The following is a 17622-nucleotide window of genomic DNA, read 5'->3' as shown; positions in this document are numbered from 1 at the left end:
GGTGAATTCGAAGCCGGGGGCGTTCAAGGTGGGCGATCAGAGCTGCGCGGTCGGCTGAGCGTGGAGGGTGGCTGCGCGCACCGCGGCGCGCGCAGCCACCTGTCTCACGGTGTGTATACCGTCGGCCGAGGCGCCGTCGTCATCCCGTCGCCGATGTAGAAGCTCGGGTGGGGCGGCTGGTTGTAGGCGGTGTTCTGCCAGGCCAGGGCTGTGCGGTACTGGGTGTCGTGGAGCAGGGTCGTGATCCTGGTGGTCGTCTCGTACGGGGTCGAGTAGATCCGTAGGGCCGTGTTGTCCGTGGTGGGCCAGACGGCCTCCTCGCGCCAGTCGCCGAGGATGTCTCCGGACAGGGACGGGGTCGCCTTGGTGCTGTTGTTGGAGTGGACGTCGGCGCCGGTCAGGAGGCGGGTGTCGGCGGTCGTGCCGTACTTGTCGATGTGGGTGGCGTCGAGGAGTTCGCGCACCGGGTCGCCGTCCCACCAGGAAAGGAAGTTGATGCTGGAGGGCTTGCGGCTCGCCACCACCGTGCCCTTCGGGTTACGGACGCCGCTCTCCGACGCCGACCAGGACTCGGCGCCCGCGCTGCCCGCCCAGATGTCCCCGGAGACACCGCGGCCGTTGTCGCCGTTGGCCGGTGTGGACCAGATGACCGTGCCGGTCTTCGCGTCCGCCATCCACGAGGACGGTTTCGAGGAGTCCTCGTCGACCTTGAACTCCTCCAACCCCGGGCGGGAGGGGTCCAAGTCGCCTACGTGCAGGGCGTCTCCGTGGCCGTTCTTGGTGGTCCACAGGCCGGAGCCGTTGTCGTCGACGGCCATCGAGCCGTACACGATCTCGTCCTTGCCGTCGCCGTCGACGTCCGCGATCGCCAACTGGTGGTTGCCCTGGGCGTCGTAGCCCTTGCCGGTGTTGGTCGAGGAGTTGGTGTCGAAGGTCCAGCGGCGGGTGAAGGCGCCGCTGCGCCAGTCCCAGGCGGCGATCACCGTGCGCGTGTAGTAGCCGCGCGCCATGATCAGGGAGGGGCGGGAGCCGTCCAAGTAGGCGGTGCCGGCGAGGAATCGGTCGACGCGGTTGCCGTAGGAGTCGCCCCAGGAGGAGACCGTGCCGCGTGCCGGGACGTAGTCGACGGTGCCCATCGCCTTGCCGGTCGAGCCGTTGAACATGGTCAGGTACTCGGGGCCCGACAGCACGTAGCCGCTCGCATTGCGGTAGTCCGCCGCCGAGTTGCCGATGACCGTGCCCGTTCCGTCGACCGTGCCGTCGGCCGTCTTCATGGCGACCTCGGCCTTGCCGTCGCCGTCGTAGTCGTAGACCTGGAACTGTGTGTAGTGCGCGCCGGAGCGGATGTTGCGGCCCAGGTCGATGCGCCACAGTCGGGTGCCGTCGAGGGTGATCCCGTCGAGGATCGTGTCGCCGGTGTAGCCGGACTGGGAGTTGTCCTTGGCGTTCGTGGGCTGCCACTTGAGGACGAAGTCGAGCCGGCCGTCTCCGTCGAGGTCGCCCACGGAGGCGTCGTTGGCCTCGTAGGTGTACGCGACTCCGTCGGGGGTCGTGCCGCCGGCGGGCGGGGTGATCGGGACGTCCTTGTAGCCGGTGCGGAACTGGATCGCGTGGACCGAGTCGGGCTGTTCCACACCTCCGACGACCGCGCGGACCGTGTAGTCGGCCTGGGCGGGCGCGCCGGCGTGGAAGTAGTTCGTGGAGCCGGTGATCGGGGACGGGTTGACCTTCATACCGGCGCGGTAGACGTTGAAGGAGACGTCATCGGGGTCGGTGCCGAGCCAGCGCCAGCTGACCAGGTTGCCGCTGTCCGTGTGGACGCTGACGACGCCCCGGTCGAGGGCTTCGACCTGGCGGGCGGTGGCGGCTTCGGCCGTGCCGCCGGTGGTGAGGGTGGTGAGTCCGGCTGCGACCAGGGCCGCGGCCGTGATGAGTGCGGAGAGTACGGCCCTTCGTCCGCGGGGGTGTTGGGGCGGGTCTGCGTGTACGTGCGGGTGCGGGTGGCTCACGTGACGTACCTCCATGGAGGACGGACGGGTTGCGTACCCTCAGTTGCCGCTGCGCGCAGGCGAGTTGCCGGGTGTCTGCGCCGATTTCCGGAAGGCCAGAAGGCTGAACTCCGGGTCGGGGCGCGGGACTTCCTGGTGCGGAAGCGACTCCAGCTCCGCGGCGAACCGTTCCGTGAGCGGTTCGCCGGGTGGCAGCATGGTGAACCAGCCGCGTCGCAGGTCCGCGGTGGTGCTGCGGGGGCTGCGGCCCTGGCCGTGGCCCCGGAAGCTGGCGGTGCCGGCCGGACGGAGGCCGAACTCGGCCGCGTGCCCGCGGACTTGGTCGGGGCGGTCCTGGGCGGGGCGGCGGGGACGGGGTGCGAGGACGGCGTCGATGTCGCTGCCGACGTCGTGGGCGGCGGCCTTGTCGACCGTGGTGATGTACACGCCGCCTGGGCGGAGGACCCGCGCGCACTCCGCGATGATCGCCCTGGCGTCCTCCGGGCCGTCCACCAGGTGCAGCAGCCATACCGTGGTGACCGCGTCGAACACCCCGTCCGGGAACGGGAGTTGGCGGCTGTCCGCGAGGAGGATCGCGCCGGGGAGCCGTGCTGCCGCCGTGCGGGCCATGGCGGGTGCGGTGTCGAGGCCCGTCACCCGTAGGCCGGGGCGGGCCCCGGCCAGGCGGCGGGTGACGATGCCGGTGCCGCAGGCCACGTCCAGGAGGGTTCGGGCGTTCTGCGGAACGAGGCCCAGAACCGCTTCGGCGGCCGCGGCGGCGCGGGGCTCACCGCCGCGGGTCGCGTCGTACGCGTCGGCTTCCTTGTCGTAGTCCAGCACGCGCTTCCGCCCTGCCTCTCCGCCCGCCCCTCCTCTTCGCCTCCGGTCAGCCCGCGCCGTGTCCCGGGGCCAAGTCCTCGACCCTGCGGGCGAGTTGGAAGTCCAGCTCGGTGATCGCGCCGCCGACGCTGTGGGTGTTCACGGTGAGGGTGACGGTGTTGTAGCCGAGGGTGAGGTCGGAGTGGTGGTCGAGTTCCTCCTGGACCTGGGCGATGTGGACGACCATCGCGGTGGCGGCGAAGTGGGAGGCGAGACGGTACGCGCGGGTGAGGCGGTCGGTGTCGACGGACCAGCCGGGGAGTTCCGCGAGGCGGTCCTCGATCTCCTTCTGCGACAGCGGGGCGACGGGCATGGCCTCGCTCCTTCCTCGGGGTCCGGGTTCAGATCGGGCTTCGGATCAGGCTTGGACGGGTTCATTCTCGGCGTGCCACAGGCGGCGCGCCACCCGCCGCGGCTCGCAGGCAGGTGGTCGCGTCCCTGGTCGGACGGGTGCCCGGAGGTCAGCCCGGTACGCATTCCGCCGCGAGGTCGTCCGCGAGGGCGGCGATCGTGGCGCGGCCCTCGACCTGCTGGACCCAGGTGTGCGGCAGGCCGTGGTCGCCGTAGCGGGCGCCGAGGAGGTTGCCGCAGATGGAGCCGGTGGAGTCGCTGTCGCCGGAGTGGTTGACGGCGAGGAGCAGCGCGGCCTGCACGTCGCTCGCCGCGAGCGCGCTGTAGACGCCGATCGCGAGGGCCTCCTCCGCGACCCAGCCCGCGCCGAGCGACTCGACCTTCTCGGCGGTGGGCGAGCCCTCGGCGGCCAGGTCGAGGGCTGCGCGGAGGGCTGCCGAGGTCTCCTCGTGGGCGGGGTGGCGCTCCAGGAGTCGTAGCGCGCGCAGGACCGAACCCTCCAGGGAGTCCCCGGCGACGAGGTGCGCGACGATCGCGGCGAGGGCGCCCGCCGCGTAGTAGCCGGTGGGGTGGCCGTGGGTGATCTGGGCGCCGCGGGCCGCCATGTCGAAGGCTCCGTCGGCGGTGTTGACCAGGCCGAAGGGGGCCGAGCGCATCACCGTGCCGCAGCCCTTGGAGTCGGGGTTGACGCGGCCGGGCTTGCCGTCGAGCGGGAGCCACGGGTCGGGCGCGTACATCTGGGCGACCCCGGACAGGCAGGCGTTGCCGGGGGCGCGGCGGGCGTACAGCCAGGACTCGGCGATCAGCCCGGACGTGGCGCTGTCGCCCGGTGCGGGCTTGGACTGGGTCTCCAGCCAGCGCTCGTAGGCCTCGCGCAGCAGCATGGACCAGGCGCCGCCGATCCCCTTCGCCCGCTCCCGCGCGTGGGCCGTGATGAGCGCCTCGACGGTGAACAGGGTCATCTGGGTGTCGTCGCTGATCAGGCCTACGGCGCCGTGCGCGCCGGGCGCGTACCCGGTCACGCCGCGCTGTCCGTGGCTCGCGCGGATGCGGTCGAGGGAGGCGAACTCGATCGGGTAGCCGAGGGCGTCGCCGACCGCGCCGCCGAGGAGGCAGCCGCGGACTCTGGCCCGGTACATCGCCGTGGCCTCCCCCAGGGAGTTCCCGGCAGCCTGCCCGGACGGGATCCTCGACTCGTTCACGTGCGCTCTCCTTCGACTACGGTCGTGTGTATGACCATTGTCCCGACCGGCACCGACACCGCTGCCGCCGCCCCGGCCGGCAAGGGCGTCGGCCCGTTGCTGCGTGCCTGGCGGGAGCGGCGGCGGGTCAGTCAGCTGGAGCTGGCGTTGCGGGCCGACTCCTCGGCGCGGCACATCAGCTTCATCGAGACGGGGCGGTCCCGGCCGAGCGAGGAGATGGTGCTGCGCCTCGCCGAGCACCTGGACGTGCCGGTGCGGGAGCGCAACTCCCTTCTCATGGCGGCCGGTTACGCCCCGCGCTATCCGGAAACCCCGCTGGACGACCCGGCGTTGGACGCGTTGCGCGAGGGTCTTGAGCGACTGATCCAGGGCTATGAGCCGTATCCCGCGCTGGTGGTCGACGCCGGCTACACCGTCGTGGCGGCGAACCGGGGCATCACCATGCTCCTGGACAGCGTACCGGAGTCCCTGCTCCAACCCCCGCTGAACGCCATGCGGTTGACGCTCCACCCGCAGGGGATGGCACCGCGCATCCGCAATCTGGGTGAGTGGCGCGGGCATCTCCTCGCGCAGATGGAACGGCAGATCGCCCTGCACCGCTCCGAGCCGCTGCGCGCGCTGTACGAGGAGGTCTCGGCGTACCCGGCACCCGGCACGGCCGGCGACGGAGACGAACCGGCCCCGTCCGTCCCGTACTTCGCGCTGCCGATGCGGATCGAGCACGACGGCCGGGTGCTGTCCTTCGTCTCCTCGATCTCCACGTTCAACACACCCATGGACGTGACGGTCTCGGAGCTGGCGATCGAGACGTTCCTCCCGGCCGATCCGGCGACGGCCAAGTACCTGCACGCGCGGGGAGACTGACGGATGATCACCTCCGAACCGCTGAGACAATGGCCGGAACATGGCACACTGCCCCCAGACTTCGGCGCGTATGGGGAGGCGTGGCTGTGAGTGAACGACGGCCCGCGCCCACGGTGGGTCAAGTGGTGCTGGGCAGAAGGCTGCAGGAGCTGCGTGAGGCGGCCGGCATCAAGCGCGAGGAGGCCGCGCAGGTCCTGCGGGTGGCCCCGGCGACCGTACGGCGAATGGAGATGGCCGAGGTCGCGCTCAAAGTGCCGTACGTCCAGGTGCTGTTGACGACGTACGGGGTGCCCGAGGAGGAGACGGACGCGTTCGTCGCGCTCACCGAGGAGGCGAACCAGCCGGGCTGGTGGCAGCGGTTCCACGATGTGCTGCCGGAGTGGTTCAGCCTGTACGTGAGCCTGGAGGGTGCCGCCGGACTGATCCGTTCGTACGAACCGCACTTCGTGCCGGGCCTGTTGCAGACCGAGGACTACGCGCGCGCCGTGCTGGAGGCCGGGACGATCGGGCAGACCGGTCCTGAGACCATCGAGCGGCACGTGTCGCTGCGGATGGCGCGGCAGGGGCTGCTGGAGCGGGACAATCCGCCGCACCTGTGGGTCATCATGGACGAGACCGTGCTGCGCCGGCCGGTGAGCATGCGCGGCGAGGTCATGCGCGAACAGCTCGACAGACTCCTGGAGTTCGGCGAGCGCGACCGGATCACGCTCCAGGTCGCCGAGTTCGACAACGGCCCGCATCCGGGCACATACGCCCCCTTCTCGCTGTTCCGTTTCACCGAACCGGAGCTGCCCGACATGGTGTTCACGGAGTACCTGACCGGCGCCCTGTACCTGGACTCCCGTACGGAGGTCTCCGCGCATCTGGAGGTCCTCGACCACATGACGGCGCACGCCGCGTCCGCACAGCGCACCAAGAAGATCCTGCGGGACTACCGCGAGACCTTCTGAGCAAGCACGGCCCGGGCACCACCACGCGAACTCCCGAGGAGACGACACCGCATGACCGGATCCGACGCCGCGCCCCTCCGTATCGACACCAGCAGGCCGCATCCTGCGCGGGTGTACGACTGGTGGCTCGGCGGCAAGGACAACTACCCGGTGGACGAGGAGCTGGCGCGCAGGATCCTCGCCACGGACAGCGCCGCGGTGCGCGGGGCGCGGGCCAACCGCCGGTTCATGCACCGGGCGACCCGGACCGCCGCCGAGGCCGGGATACGCCAGTTCCTGGACATCGGCACCGGCATCCCGACCGAGCCGAACCTCCACCAGGTGGCGCAGAGTGTCGCCCCGGACGCCAAGGTCGTGTACGCGGACAACGACCCGATCGTGCTGCGGCACGCGGAGGCGCTGCTGCACGGCGAGGCCGAGGGCAGCACCGAGTACGTGCACGCCGACGTCCGCGACCCGGACACGATCCTGCGGCTGGCCGGCGAGACCCTGGACTTCACCCAGCCGGTCGCGCTGTCGCTGGTCGCACTCACCCACTACCTGAGCGCGGATCCGGCCGGCGACGACGTGTACGGCCTGATCAGGCGGTACGTCGACGTGCTCGTCCCGGGCAGCTACGTGGTGCTGTCGCAGGTCACCCCGGACCTCAGCCCCGCCGCCATCGCGAAGGCCGCCGAGCACTTCCAGCGCAGCGGCACCCCCTTCTTCCCGCGCACCCTGGCCGAGTTCTCCCGCTTCTTCGACGGCCTCGACCTGCTCGGCCCTGGCGTCATCCCGGTCTACGGCTGGCGTCCGGCCCCGGAGGACGTGGCCGCCCAGGCGGAGGGCATCGTCCCGGTCTACGGCGGCGTCGCCCGCAAGCCCTGACCCGTACGGCTGCGGTGAACGGGTGCGCTCCCCTGCCCCGCCCTGGGTTCGACACCACGGGCGAGCAAGGGAGCGCAGGTGACGGAGACGAGAACACCGGGAGAGGTACCGAGCCGGGGTGTTCCGGCGCCCCAGAACGCGAGGGATGCCTGATGCCCTCCGACGCCGTGCTGTACCAGGCGGCCGCGCTCTGCCTGACCTACCCCGGCGGCGGAGCTGGCCGACTTCCTGCCCGCAGTCCTGGAGTTCACGTCCCGCACCGGCACCCTCGACCTGCTCGCCGAGCACCGCGCCGCCATGGACCGACTCCGCGCCCGCCTGGCCGACTTCGGCACCCCGTACGCCTCCGTCCTGGACGCGGTCCGCGCCACCCTGCCGACCGGGCCTTAGGCGGCGCCACCCTTCATATCCCGTTCGTCGTCGACGATCTCCGCGTCGACGACGCCTTCCTCCTCCTCGTGCTGCCGCGGGGAGTCGGGCTCCTCGGTGTTCTCCGCCTGCTCCGTGGGTGCCTGCTGCGCGGCCTGCGCGTACATCGCCTGCCCCATCCGCTGGCTGACGGTGGCGAGTTTCTCGACGGCGGTACGCAACTCGGCGGTGTCGGCGTTGTGTTCCAGCAGCGACTTCACCTCCGCGGCCGCCGCCTCGACCTCGGACCTGATGTCGGCCGGTACGCGTTCCTCGTTCTCGTGGACGAACTTCTCGGTCTGGTAGACGAGTTGCTCGGCCTGGTTGCGGGTCTCGGCCGCCTCGCGGCGCTTGCGGTCCTCGTCCGCGTACTGCTCGGCCTCCCGCATCATGCGGTCGATGTCGTCCTTGGCCAGGGCGGAGCCGCCGGTGACGGTCATCTTCTGTTCGCGGCCGGTCGCCAGGTCCTTCGCCGAGACGTGCATGATGCCGTTCGCGTCGATGTCGAAGGCGACCTCGATCTGCGGCACCCCGCGCGGGGAGGGCGGCAGGCCCGTGAGGTCGAAGACGCCCAACTTCTTGTTGTACGCGGCGATTTCACGCTCGCCTTGGTAGACCTGGATGCCGACCGAGGGCTGGTTGTCGGTGGCGGTGGTGAAGATCTCCGAACGCCGGGTCGGGATGGTCGTGTTGCGTTCGATGAGCGTCGTCATGATGCCGCCCTTGGTCTCGATGCCCAGGGACAGCGGGGTGACGTCGAGGAGGAGGACGTCCTTCACGTCGCCGCGGATGACCCCGGCCTGGAGGGCGGCGCCGAGCGCCACGACCTCGTCGGGGTTGACGCCCTTGTGCGGGTCCTTGCCGGTGAGTTCCTTGACGAGGTCGGTGACGGCGGGCATCCGGGTCGAGCCGCCGACGAGGATCACGTGGTCGACCGCGGACAGCTTGATGCCCGCGTCCTTGACCGCCTGGTGGAAGGGGTTCTTGCAGCGGTCGAGCAGATCGGCGGTGAGTTCCTGGAACCCGGCGCGGGTCAGCTTCTCGTCGAGGTGCAGCGGACCTTCGGCGGAGGCCGTGATGTAGGGCAGGTTGATCGTCGTCTCGGAGGACGAGGACAGCTCGATCTTCGCCTTCTCCGCGCCCTCGCGCAGGCGTTGGAGCGCCATCTTGTCCTTGCCGAGGTCGATGCCGTACTGCCCCTGGAACTTCTTGACGAGGTGGTCGACGACCCGCTGGTCCCAGTCGTCGCCGCCGAGATGGGTGTCGCCGTTGGTGGCCTTCACCTCGATGACGCCGTCGCCGATCTCCAGCAACGACACGTCGAAGGTGCCGCCGCCGAGGTCGAAGACCAGCACGGTCTGCTCCTCGCCCCGGTCGAGGCCGTAGGCGAGGGCGGCGGCCGTCGGTTCGTTGATGATCCGCAGCACCTTGAGGCCCGCGATCTCGCCGGCCTCCTTGGTGGCCTGGCGCTGGGAGTCGTCGAAGTAGGCGGGGACGGTGATCACGGCGTCCGTGACGTCCTCGCCGAGATAGGCCTCCGCGTCCCGCTTCAGTTTCTGCAGCACACGCGCCGACAGCTCCTGGGCGCGGTACCGCGTCCCGTCGATGGCGCCCGTGTCCGGGAAACGCCAACTCGCGTCGCCCATATGCCGTTTCACCGAGCGCGCGGTGCGCTCGATGTTCGTCACGGCCTGCCGTTTGGCGACCTCGCCGACGAGGACCTCGCCGTTCTTGGCGAAGGCCACGACCGAGGGTGTGGTCCTCGCCCCCTCGGCGTTGGCCACCACCGTGGCCTCGCCGCCCTCCAGCACCGCGACCACCGAGTTCGTGGTCCCCAGATCGATCCCGACCGCACGTCCCATCGCCGTCCCCTTCCGCCAGGCGCTGCCCGATCTCCAGCTGAGAACTTGAGTGCGGGAATGTCAATGCCGCACCCGTTTTTCCGGGCGCGGCATCGAGGCGGGAGACGAAGCGGGGGTCAGGCGGATTCCACCGTCAGCGTGATCGTCGTACCCGCGAGGGCCTGGCTGACCGGGCAGTTCTTCTTGGCGTCCTCGGCGGCGGCGGCGAAGCCGGCCTCGTCCAGGCCGGGGACCTCGCCGCGGACGGTGAGGTGGATGCCGGTGATGCCCTCGCCGGGCTGGAAGGTGACGTCGGCCTTGGTCTCCAGGCGGGTGGGCGGGGTGCCCGCGCCGGTCAGGCCGTGGGAGAGGGCCATGGAGAAGCAGCTGGAGTGGGCGGCGGCGATCAGCTCTTCGGGGCTGGTCCTGCCGTTGGCCTGCTCGGCGCGCGACGCCCACGTCACCGGCTGCACACCGATGCCTGACGAGTCGAAGGTGACCTCGCCGCTGCCCTTGATGAGTTCGCCTTCCCAGACGGTGTGTGCGGTGCGCGTGGTTGCCACGATGATTCCTTTCGACGCGGATGTCGTTCGGGTCCATCCGATCACATTCCGCCTCAGCGCACCCGGAAGACCGGCCCACGTGCGGTGAACGGCAGGCGAGCGTTCTGCGGTAGGAGATAGGCGTGTTCGCGCCGCACCCGCAGCACGTCGCACCAGCCGTCCGTGATGATCAGGATCGGCGCGCCCCGCGGGAAGTCGTCCGCACGGTGCAGCAGGTCGATCCCGGGCTGCAGGACCGTACCGCCGCGTCCGTGCACCCGGACCCGGCCCGCGATGTCGGTGACCGACACGTAGCCCGCGTCGTGCGGGGCCGCGTCGCAGAACACGACCCGGGCGGCCGGTACGTCACGGGCCTCGGCGTACGAGGCGATCGCGCCCAGTGCCTTGCCGAGGAGGCCGCGGTCCATGGAGCCGGAGGTGTCGAGGACGACGCCGAAGGTGCAGCGGGCGATCTCCTCGGGCGGGAAATGGCGGCCCGCACGCGGGATGTCGGGCGTGGAGGACTGGCGGCGCGAGGGGCGGGCGTACGACCGCACGGGCTCGGGGCGTGGCACGAACTCGTCGAACCAGCGGGCGAGTCGGGCGTCCCACGGCAGCGGGGGATGATTCAGGGCGCGGATCTCCTCGACCAGCCCGCCGGGCAGGAAGCCGCGTTCGTACTGCTGGTGCAGGTCGAGGCCGTGGGCGAGGCCGCGCCGGTAGAACTCGTCGAGGTCCACGTAGTCGCGCGGGCTGCCGAGCGGGCCGCCGAGGATGTCGCCGGTGCCCTTGCCGCGCAGGGTGGCCAGGCGGCGCATCCGGCGCAGGTCGCCGGCGATCCGGTCGTAGACCTCCTCGGCGGAGAGGCCCTTCAACTCCGAGTCGTGCAGCAGCCCTTCGGGCATCCGGCCGACGTCCATCTCGCACAGCCAGCCGTTGATGACGTAGTCGGCGGCGATGTTGAAGAGGAACGGGTCGCGGACGCCGCAGCGGTCGCCGTGGCGCAGGGCGGCGTGCAGCATCTCGTGGGCGAGGACGAACCGCCATTCCTCGTCGTCGAGTTGGCGCAGCGGGTTGACGTAGATCTCGGCCGCGCCGGTGTCGACGGCGGCGACGGAGATGCCGTGGGCGCGGGCGAGTTCGGCGTCGGCGACGAGGGTGATGCCTGCCGCGATGCCGCCGAGGAGGGGGTAGGAGGAGACGAACCAGCTCAACGCCCGTTCCCAGGGCTGGAGTCGGGTGGGTCCGCCGCGCATCGAGGCGCGCCGGCCGCCCGCCACGTCCATCGCCATGGCCACGGTGCGGGTGAGGGCGTTCGCGAAGTTGAGCTGCCAGTCGGGGGCGCTGCCGCCCTGCCAGGTGTCCCACGGCACGAGCAGCTGGTCCGGCTCGCCGCCCGCCGTACCGCAGCGGTCGTAGAGGGGCGGGATGCCGTCGCGGCGCCAGCGCGCGGCGAGTTGCTCCTCGTCGCCGCCCGGGTAGGAGGCGGGCAGGTCCTCGGGGGTGACCCCGATGGGGAAGCCGAGCAGGAAGCGGTTGACGACGGCGCAACGCGCCGCGAGGGCGGGCCCGTCGGGCTGGCCGCGCGGCTTCGGCGCGGCCGGGACATGGCCGAAGCCCAGGTGGATGATGCAGTGCGCGATCGCCCAGGCCCACGCGGCGGGTTCGGCCCGGCGGGTGGGGTGGACGTGCAACACACCGTTGGAATCGACGCGCACCAGACCGGAGTCGGGCGTGTGGTGGCAGTCGTCCCGGCGGCAGGTGCTGAATCCGATGGCGGCGAGCGCGCGGTTGGCCCGCACGAGGCGCAGCCCCTCCTCGAAAGCCTCGGCGGCGAGGTCTTTCTTCGGCTTCCCCTTGCTCCCTTTGCCCCCTTGCGTACGGCTCACTGCCGGGCCTCGACCAGCCGGGGCATGTCCCGGGCCGCCTCGACCAGGAACCAGGCGGGCAGCAGCGGATTGCCGTCGGTGTCCGGGGCGATGACGCTCTGCGCGACCTCCACCGAGATCTCGGCGAGCTGCACGAGCAGCGACTTGGCGCGGTACGCGGTCTGGAGCCCGTTCGCCGACAAGTGCTCCTTGCTGACCGGGAGTTCCTTGACCAGCCGGCCCCGGAAGGACTCGGCGAGGTAGTACAGCAGGTCGCGGTCCTCGGGGCGGTGCGGCCAGCCGGCGTCGCCCTTGATGATCGCCTCGATGCCGAACCGGCTGCGCACGATCTTGACGTACCCGCAGAACGCGACCGCGTGCGCCGGGGTCAGCGTGCCGTGCGCGATCACCTTCAGGGTGTCCTCGTCGAGGTCGGGCCCGAAGGAGCCCAGCGCGTCGGAGAGCATGTGCCAGGACCGGGGCGTGGAGAAGGCCTCCTCGGTCTTCGGAGGCTTGGACCACAGGTGGTCGGGCCGGTCGGTGAGGTGGTCCAGGATCCACGGGTGAATCCCGTTGGCGGCGGCCCAGTCGAGCCAGTCCTTCGGCGACGCCTCAAGGTGGACGTGGGTGAGCCGGTTGATCAGCGCGGACGAGATCGGCCGGGCCAGCGCGTTGTCGGTCGCCCGGTTACCGGCGCCGATCACGATCGAGCCCTTGGGGAGTTCGTAGTTGCCGATACGGCGGTCCAGGATCAGCGAGTAGAACGCTTTCTGCACATCCGGTGTGGCCGCGTTGAGTTCGTCGAGGAACAGGCAGTACGGCTCGTCCCGCGCGATCGCCTCCGGCGGACAGAACACCGACCGCCCGTCCCGGATCTGCGGCACACCGATCAGGTCCTCGGGCGCGAGCTGCGTACCGAGCAGACTCACGCACTCAAGGCCCAGCGACTCGGCGAACTCCCTTACCAGGGACGACTTTCCGATGCCGGGCGCACCCCAGATGAACACGGGCCGCACGGTCGCGAGACCGAGCAGCAGCTCCGGTATGCGAGCGGGGGTGACAGTGACGGCAGCCTGCAAAGCAGCAGCTCCTGAAGGAGATTCGAGGCGGGGGGACTCGAACAGTGTGTGCCGGCGGCCGGTCCACCGCAGCTCATTTTCAGGCGGCGCGTTCCGGCTGCTCGTCCGTCAGCGGCACTTGGGGTCCGTTGCACTCGCGCAGCCAGCGCCGCAGAACCTGGTGCACCTGCTCGGCGCCGACGAGGCCCTCGCCGTCGTCCACCGGTGCGGAGAAGGTGTGCGGCGAGAGCAGGAACGGCTCGGCCTGGGCGCCGCCGAGACCGCCGTGCGAGCCGATCTGCTCCTCGAAGGCGAGGACTTCGCCCTCGGCGGGGTCGTACCAGGAGTTGACCATGATGTCGGCGGTGTGCGGGAAGGAGTGGGTGCGCCGGACGGCGTCCGCAACGCCGGGGCCGAAGTCCGCCAACGGGCCCTGTTTGTCGTCGAGTTCGTCCACCGGGAGTTCGGCGCCGTGCGCCCCCAGTACGACCCCTCCGTGCTCCTCGCTGCGGACGAGGACGAAGCCGACGCCGGGGTGGTTGGCGAGGGTCGTCAGCAGCGCCGGATGCCGGGCGTCGATCTCCTCCTTGGTCATGCGGTGCGGCACGTCCGGGAAGGAGACCAGGCCGAGGTTGCCCGAGGCCAGCACGACCGGCTCGGAGTGGCGGCCGGGGTGGCGGTGCTGCCCGTCCTTCTCCTCGACCGGCCGGCGCAGCGCCGCGCGGACGGCGGCGCGGGCCTCGGCGCCGCTGTGGGTGCGCCGGGCCCGGCGCGGCACGGGCAGCCCGCAGCCCGCGCGCACCAGGTCGCCGAGGGTGAGGCCGTAGCGGCCCTGGAAGGTCTCGCCGGGGCTCTGGCCGTGGTCGGAGAGGACGACGATGCGGTACGGGCGCGGGGCGTGCTCGGCGACGTTCTCGATCAACGCGAGGGAACGGTCCAGGCGTTGGAGCACCTTGGCGGCGTCGCGGCTGCGCGGGCCGGAGTGGTGGGCCACCTCGTCGTAGGCGACGAGGTCGGCGTAGACGGCGGTGCGGCCGGCGAGCATGTCGCCCATGACGGCGGCGACGACGACGTCCCGTTCGACGACGGTCGCGAAGGCGCGGATGAAGGGGTAGAGGCCGCCGCGTCTGATCCGGGGGCGCTGCTTGGTGAGGCGGCTGCGCGTCGACTGGCCGATCTCGCGGCCGACCTCGGCGACGAAGGACATCGCGGTGCGGACGGCGTTGGCGGGGTCGGAGAAGTAGGCGAAGTAGCCGGCGCGGGACCGGTTTTCGCGGCCGCGGCGGCGAATGGCGATGGACAGGACGAGGGCCTGTTCGTCGGCTCCGCCGCTGAACAGGTTGCCGCGGCTGGCGCCGTCGAGCGTGAGGAGACCGCCGTCGCCGGTGAACTCGACGGCGCGGCGCTGGAGTTCGGCGGCGCTGGTGGGGCGGTTGCAGACCATCACCTCGCCGGTGTCCTTCTCGTACCAGCGGAACGCGGGGATGTCGTGGTTGGAGCCGTGCAGGATGCCGAGCTGGCTGGCGCCGGTCTGGCTGGACCAGTCGGTGCGCCAGGGGGTGAGGCGGTGGCTCGGGCGGTCGCCGCCGAGGAGTTTCGCGACGGTCGGCATCAGCCCCCTGGCCACGGCTGCGAGCAGCGCGTCGTGGCCGACGCCGTCGAGCTGGAGGAAGACGGTGCCGGGCGAGGAGGGCCCGGGTGGCAGGGCTCTGCGGCGGCGGTCGGCGAGGCGGTAGAGGCGGCGGCGGTAGGCGTCGTCGTCGCGCACGGCCAGGGCACCGCCGGTGGCGGAGGCGACGGCGGACATCACGGCGGCCACGACGACGGCGGTCTCGGGGGCGACCTGGCCGCGCAGCCCGCCGTCCGGATTGATGCGCAGGGCGATCAGCAGCAGGGACCCGTTGAGCACGAAGACGAGGAGGCCGAGGACGAGCGCGGGCACCAGCAGCAGCAGCCGTACCAGCAGCGGCCACACGAGGGCCGACAGCAGACCGAAGGCGCCGGCGCCGAACGCGGCCGTGACGCCGATCCGGGTCGCGCTGTCGCCGTCCGCCGACTGGAGCTTGAAGTCCGGCAGGATCCCGGCGAGCACCAGCATGGTGACCGTGGAGACCGCCCACACCGCGATGCTCCGCCCGGCCTGACTGGCGAGCCGCCGCCAACGCGCTCCACCCACGCCCCGTACACCTCACGTCCCTGGCCCGACGACCTGGCGGGCCTGTCCCCAGCCTGTCATACAGGACGCGGGGACCCCGGAGCCGGCGGGACAGCTAGCGGCCGTCGTAGCCGGCCGTCGGCATGGACAGCCGTCGGTGCACGCTGGCCTTCATCTGGGCGTCGTAGCAGGGTTCCGCGCGGCCGACCGTCTCGATCCGCACCCCGCGTCGCGCGCACTCGTCGGTGAACTCCTCGACGGAGGACAGCGCGCTCTCCAGGACCCGGCGGCTGGGGGCCACGAACAGGTCGAGGCCGGGGCGGACGCCGTCCCACAGGGCGCAGTGGTCGGGGCGCAGTCCTCGTACGAGGAGTTCGCGGGCGATCACATAGCCGTGGTCGGCGGCCCAGCGGGCGCACATCGCGTGCTGGCTGCGGGAGTCGACCAGGAAGGGGTCGTCGTCCAGCTCCTCCAGCGGCGTCAGGCTGGCGATCGCCGTGACCCGCAGCCGCGAAGGCATACCCAAGGCACCGCGTACCTGTCCCATGGTGTCCCCCTCACCTCCGGGTTTCGCCGCCGACCCTACTCCTGCCCGTAGGCTTCGGGGGAGTCGCGCGAAGGAGGCAAAGAAGGTGCCGGTGGAGATCACCTGGTGGGGTCACGCCACCTGCACGATCGAGGACTCGGACGTACGCGTCCTCACCGACCCCCTGTTCGCGCGCCGCCTCGCACACCTACGGCGCCGCCGGGGCGCGGTGCCGCCGCCCGAGGCCCGGCGCGCGGACCTGGCGCTCGTCTCCCACCTCCACGCCGACCACCTGCACCTTCCCTCGCTCGCCGCCCTCGCCCCGGGCACGCGCCTGCTCGTGCCCCGGGGCGCACTCCGCGCGGTGCCCGGACTGCGCCGGCTCCGGCGGCTGCGGATCGACGAGGTGTCCCCCGGCGACCAGACGATGGTCGGTGACCTGGTCGTACGGGCCGTCCCCGCACGGCACGACGGACGCCGGCTCCCGGTCGGACCGCACCGCTCCCCCGCGCTGGGCTACGTCGTCGAGGGCGAGGCGCGGACCTACTTCGCCGGGGACACCGGGCTGTTCGACGACATGGCCAAGGAGGTCGGGGCGGTCGACGTGGCGCTGCTGCCGGTGGGCGGCTGGGGCCCGTACCTCGGCGAGGGGCATCTCGACGCGGGCCGCGCGGCCCAGGCCCTCGCCCGGCTCTCGCCGCGCAGCGCGGTGCCGGTGCACTACGGCACGTACTGGCCGATCGGGATGGACGCGGTGCGCCCGCACGAATTCCACACGCCGGGCGACGAGTTCGTACGGATCGCCGCGCAACTCGCGCCTTCCGTCTCGGTGCACCGGCTCGGGCACGGGGAGAGCGTGCGGCCGGAGGTCGCTCGGTGAGCTGGATCGCGGCCGCTACGGCCACGACATCGCCCGAATCCACTCAACAGGCCATCGGTTACCCGTCGTTGTTCCTGCTGGTGCTCTTCGGCGCGCTGGTGCCGGTGATTCCGACCGGCGCGCTGGTGAGTTCGGCGGCTGTGGTCGCCTTTCACCAGACGGCGCCGTTCGCGTTGGCGCTGGTCTTCGTCACGGCCTCGCTGGCCGCGTTTCTCGGGGACGTGGCGCTGTACTGGCTGGGGCGGCGGGGGATGGGGTCGAAGAACGGGTCGCGGTGGCTGGAGGCGATCCGTGCGCGGGCTCCGGAGGAGCGGCTGGAGCAGGCGCAGGTGAAGTTGGCTGACCATGGGGTCGCCGTGTTGGTGCTGTCCCGGTTGGTGCCGGCGGGTCGTATTCCGGTGATGTTGGCCTGTCTGATGGCGGAGTGGCCGATCCGCCGGTTCGCCCGGGGTAATGCGCCCGCGTGTCTGGCGTGGGCGGTGACGTACCAGCTGATCGGCATTCTCGGGGGTTCGCTGTTTCCGGAGCCGTGGGAAGGGGTGGTCGCGGCGGTTGTGCTGACCGTGGTGATCAGTGTGGCGCCGAGTGTTTGGAAGCGGGTTCGGGCTGCCAGTTGATGTTTCGTTGCGGGGTGCGGGTCGTGTGTGGCTGGGCGCGCAGTTCCCCGCGCCCCTTAGGGGGTCTCAGCTAGCACTCTTGAAGCTCCCACCGGTAGGTCCCACAGGTCTTCGCGCGCCAGCTCCGCCTTCTCCCAGGCCGCCCGCACCCGCGTCAGCGGCTCCAGGACCGGCTCCGCCGACAGGACGAACGTGCCCCAGTGCATGGGGGCCATCCGCCGTGCCCCCAGATCCTGTACGGCCCGCACCGCCTCCTCCGGGTCGCAGTGGACGTCGCTCAGCCACCAGCGGGGGTCGTAGGCGCCGATGGGGAGGAGGGCCAGGTCGATTCCCGGGTAGCGGTGGCCGATTCGGGAGAACCAGTGGCCGTAGCCGGTGTCGCCGGCGAAGTAGACGCGCCGGCCGTCGGGTGCTGTCAGGACCCAACCGCCCCACAGGGAGCGGCAGGTGTCGGTGAGGGTGCGCTTGGACCAGTGGTGGGCGGGGACGAAGTCGAGGCGGACGCCGTCCAGTTGGGCAGCCTCCCACCAGTCCAGCTCGGTGACGTGGGTGAATCTGCGGCGCCGGAACCAGCTGCCGAGACCGGCGGGGGCGAACACCGGGGTGTGGCGCGGGAGTCGGCGCAG

The 17622-nt window shown here is 71.4% G+C and carries 16 protein-coding genes and 1 pseudogene; 6 read left to right on the top strand and 11 right to left on the bottom strand.

Going from position 1 to position 17622, the window contains the following annotated elements; genetic code table 11:
- Positions 1–104: 104 nt before the first annotated feature.
- The 4 genes from AC31A1_RS27470 to AC31A1_RS27455 form a co-directional block, all read right to left on the bottom strand.
- Positions 105–2009, bottom strand: coding sequence for a rhamnogalacturonan lyase (locus tag AC31A1_RS27470; protein ID WP_489655899.1), 1905 nt, complete (start codon positions 2007–2009; stop codon positions 105–107).
- A gap of 39 nt (positions 2010–2048) precedes the next feature.
- A complete protein-coding gene (locus AC31A1_RS27465) occupies positions 2049–2828 on the bottom strand; it encodes a class I SAM-dependent methyltransferase (RefSeq protein ID WP_489655898.1) in 780 nt (259 codons plus the stop codon).
- Between the two features lie 46 nt (positions 2829–2874).
- Positions 2875–3180 (bottom strand): 4a-hydroxytetrahydrobiopterin dehydratase, encoded by a 306-nt coding sequence (locus AC31A1_RS27460; RefSeq protein ID WP_489655897.1) that lies wholly within the window; start codon positions 3178–3180, stop codon positions 2875–2877.
- A gap of 148 nt (positions 3181–3328) precedes the next feature.
- A complete protein-coding gene (locus AC31A1_RS27455) occupies positions 3329–4357 on the bottom strand; it encodes an ADP-ribosylglycohydrolase family protein (protein WP_489655900.1) in 1029 nt (342 codons plus the stop codon).
- Between the two features lie 93 nt (positions 4358–4450).
- On the opposite strand from AC31A1_RS27455, the gene AC31A1_RS27450 reads away from it, so the two are divergent.
- The 4 genes and pseudogenes from AC31A1_RS27450 to AC31A1_RS27435 form a co-directional block, all read left to right on the top strand.
- Complete coding sequence (locus AC31A1_RS27450; protein WP_489655896.1) at positions 4451–5284, top strand: helix-turn-helix domain-containing protein; 834 nt, start codon at positions 4451–4453, stop codon at positions 5282–5284.
- A gap of 86 nt (positions 5285–5370) precedes the next feature.
- The gene (locus tag AC31A1_RS27445; protein ID WP_489655895.1) at positions 5371–6234 is read left to right on the top strand and encodes a helix-turn-helix domain-containing protein; all 864 of its coding nucleotides are present in this window, start codon (positions 5371–5373) and stop codon (positions 6232–6234) included.
- Positions 6235–6285: 51 nt separating this feature from the next.
- Positions 6286–7101, top strand: coding sequence for an SAM-dependent methyltransferase (locus AC31A1_RS27440; RefSeq protein ID WP_489655894.1), 816 nt, complete (start codon positions 6286–6288; stop codon positions 7099–7101).
- A 213-nt stretch (positions 7102–7314) separates the two neighbouring features.
- Positions 7315–7491 (top strand): annotated as a pseudogene (locus AC31A1_RS27435) (nitrate reductase molybdenum cofactor assembly chaperone); the annotation flags it as partial.
- Here AC31A1_RS27435 and dnaK read toward each other — a convergent pair.
- The 6 genes from dnaK to AC31A1_RS27405 form a co-directional block, all read right to left on the bottom strand.
- On the bottom strand, positions 7488–9371 hold the full coding sequence (dnaK, locus tag AC31A1_RS27430; RefSeq protein ID WP_489655893.1) for a molecular chaperone DnaK: 1884 nt from the start codon (positions 9369–9371) through the stop codon (positions 7488–7490). The pseudogene AC31A1_RS27435 and the gene dnaK sit on opposite strands and share 4 nt — an antisense overlap.
- A 116-nt stretch (positions 9372–9487) precedes the next feature.
- Positions 9488–9913: an OsmC family peroxiredoxin gene (locus AC31A1_RS27425; RefSeq protein ID WP_033279332.1), complete on the bottom strand. Its 426-nt coding sequence runs from the start codon at positions 9911–9913 to the stop codon at positions 9488–9490.
- A 53-nt stretch (positions 9914–9966) separates the two neighbouring features.
- Positions 9967–11781 (bottom strand): vWA domain-containing protein, encoded by a 1815-nt coding sequence (locus AC31A1_RS27420; RefSeq protein WP_489655892.1) that lies wholly within the window; start codon positions 11779–11781, stop codon positions 9967–9969.
- A complete protein-coding gene (locus AC31A1_RS27415; protein ID WP_489655891.1) occupies positions 11778–12839 on the bottom strand; it encodes an ATP-binding protein in 1062 nt (353 codons plus the stop codon). Before AC31A1_RS27415 ends, AC31A1_RS27420 begins: the two co-directional genes overlap by 4 nt.
- A 79-nt stretch (positions 12840–12918) precedes the next feature.
- Complete coding sequence (locus AC31A1_RS27410; RefSeq protein ID WP_489655890.1) at positions 12919–14994, bottom strand: phage holin family protein; 2076 nt, start codon at positions 14992–14994, stop codon at positions 12919–12921.
- A gap of 94 nt (positions 14995–15088) precedes the next feature.
- Positions 15089–15520 (bottom strand): hypothetical protein, encoded by a 432-nt coding sequence (locus AC31A1_RS27405; RefSeq protein ID WP_393757465.1) that lies wholly within the window; start codon positions 15518–15520, stop codon positions 15089–15091.
- Positions 15521–15605: 85 nt separating this feature from the next.
- On the opposite strand from AC31A1_RS27405, the gene AC31A1_RS27400 reads away from it, so the two are divergent.
- Both AC31A1_RS27400 and AC31A1_RS27395 read left to right on the top strand, forming a co-directional pair.
- The gene (locus tag AC31A1_RS27400) at positions 15606–16379 is read left to right on the top strand and encodes an MBL fold metallo-hydrolase (protein WP_489655889.1); all 774 of its coding nucleotides are present in this window, start codon (positions 15606–15608) and stop codon (positions 16377–16379) included.
- The gene (locus tag AC31A1_RS27395; RefSeq protein ID WP_489655888.1) at positions 16376–16996 is read left to right on the top strand and encodes a DedA family protein; all 621 of its coding nucleotides are present in this window, start codon (positions 16376–16378) and stop codon (positions 16994–16996) included. The genes AC31A1_RS27400 and AC31A1_RS27395 overlap by 4 nt, the downstream gene beginning before the upstream one ends.
- Before the next feature lie 56 nt (positions 16997–17052).
- Here AC31A1_RS27395 and AC31A1_RS27390 read toward each other — a convergent pair.
- Positions 17053–17622, bottom strand: a 570-nt coding sequence (locus AC31A1_RS27390) for an MBL fold metallo-hydrolase (protein ID WP_489655887.1), incomplete at its 5' end; no start/stop codon positions are given.

It is taken from the genome of Streptomyces sp. P5F9 (genome assembly GCF_057961495.1).
This window is presented reverse-complemented; position numbering and strand designations above follow the sequence as displayed.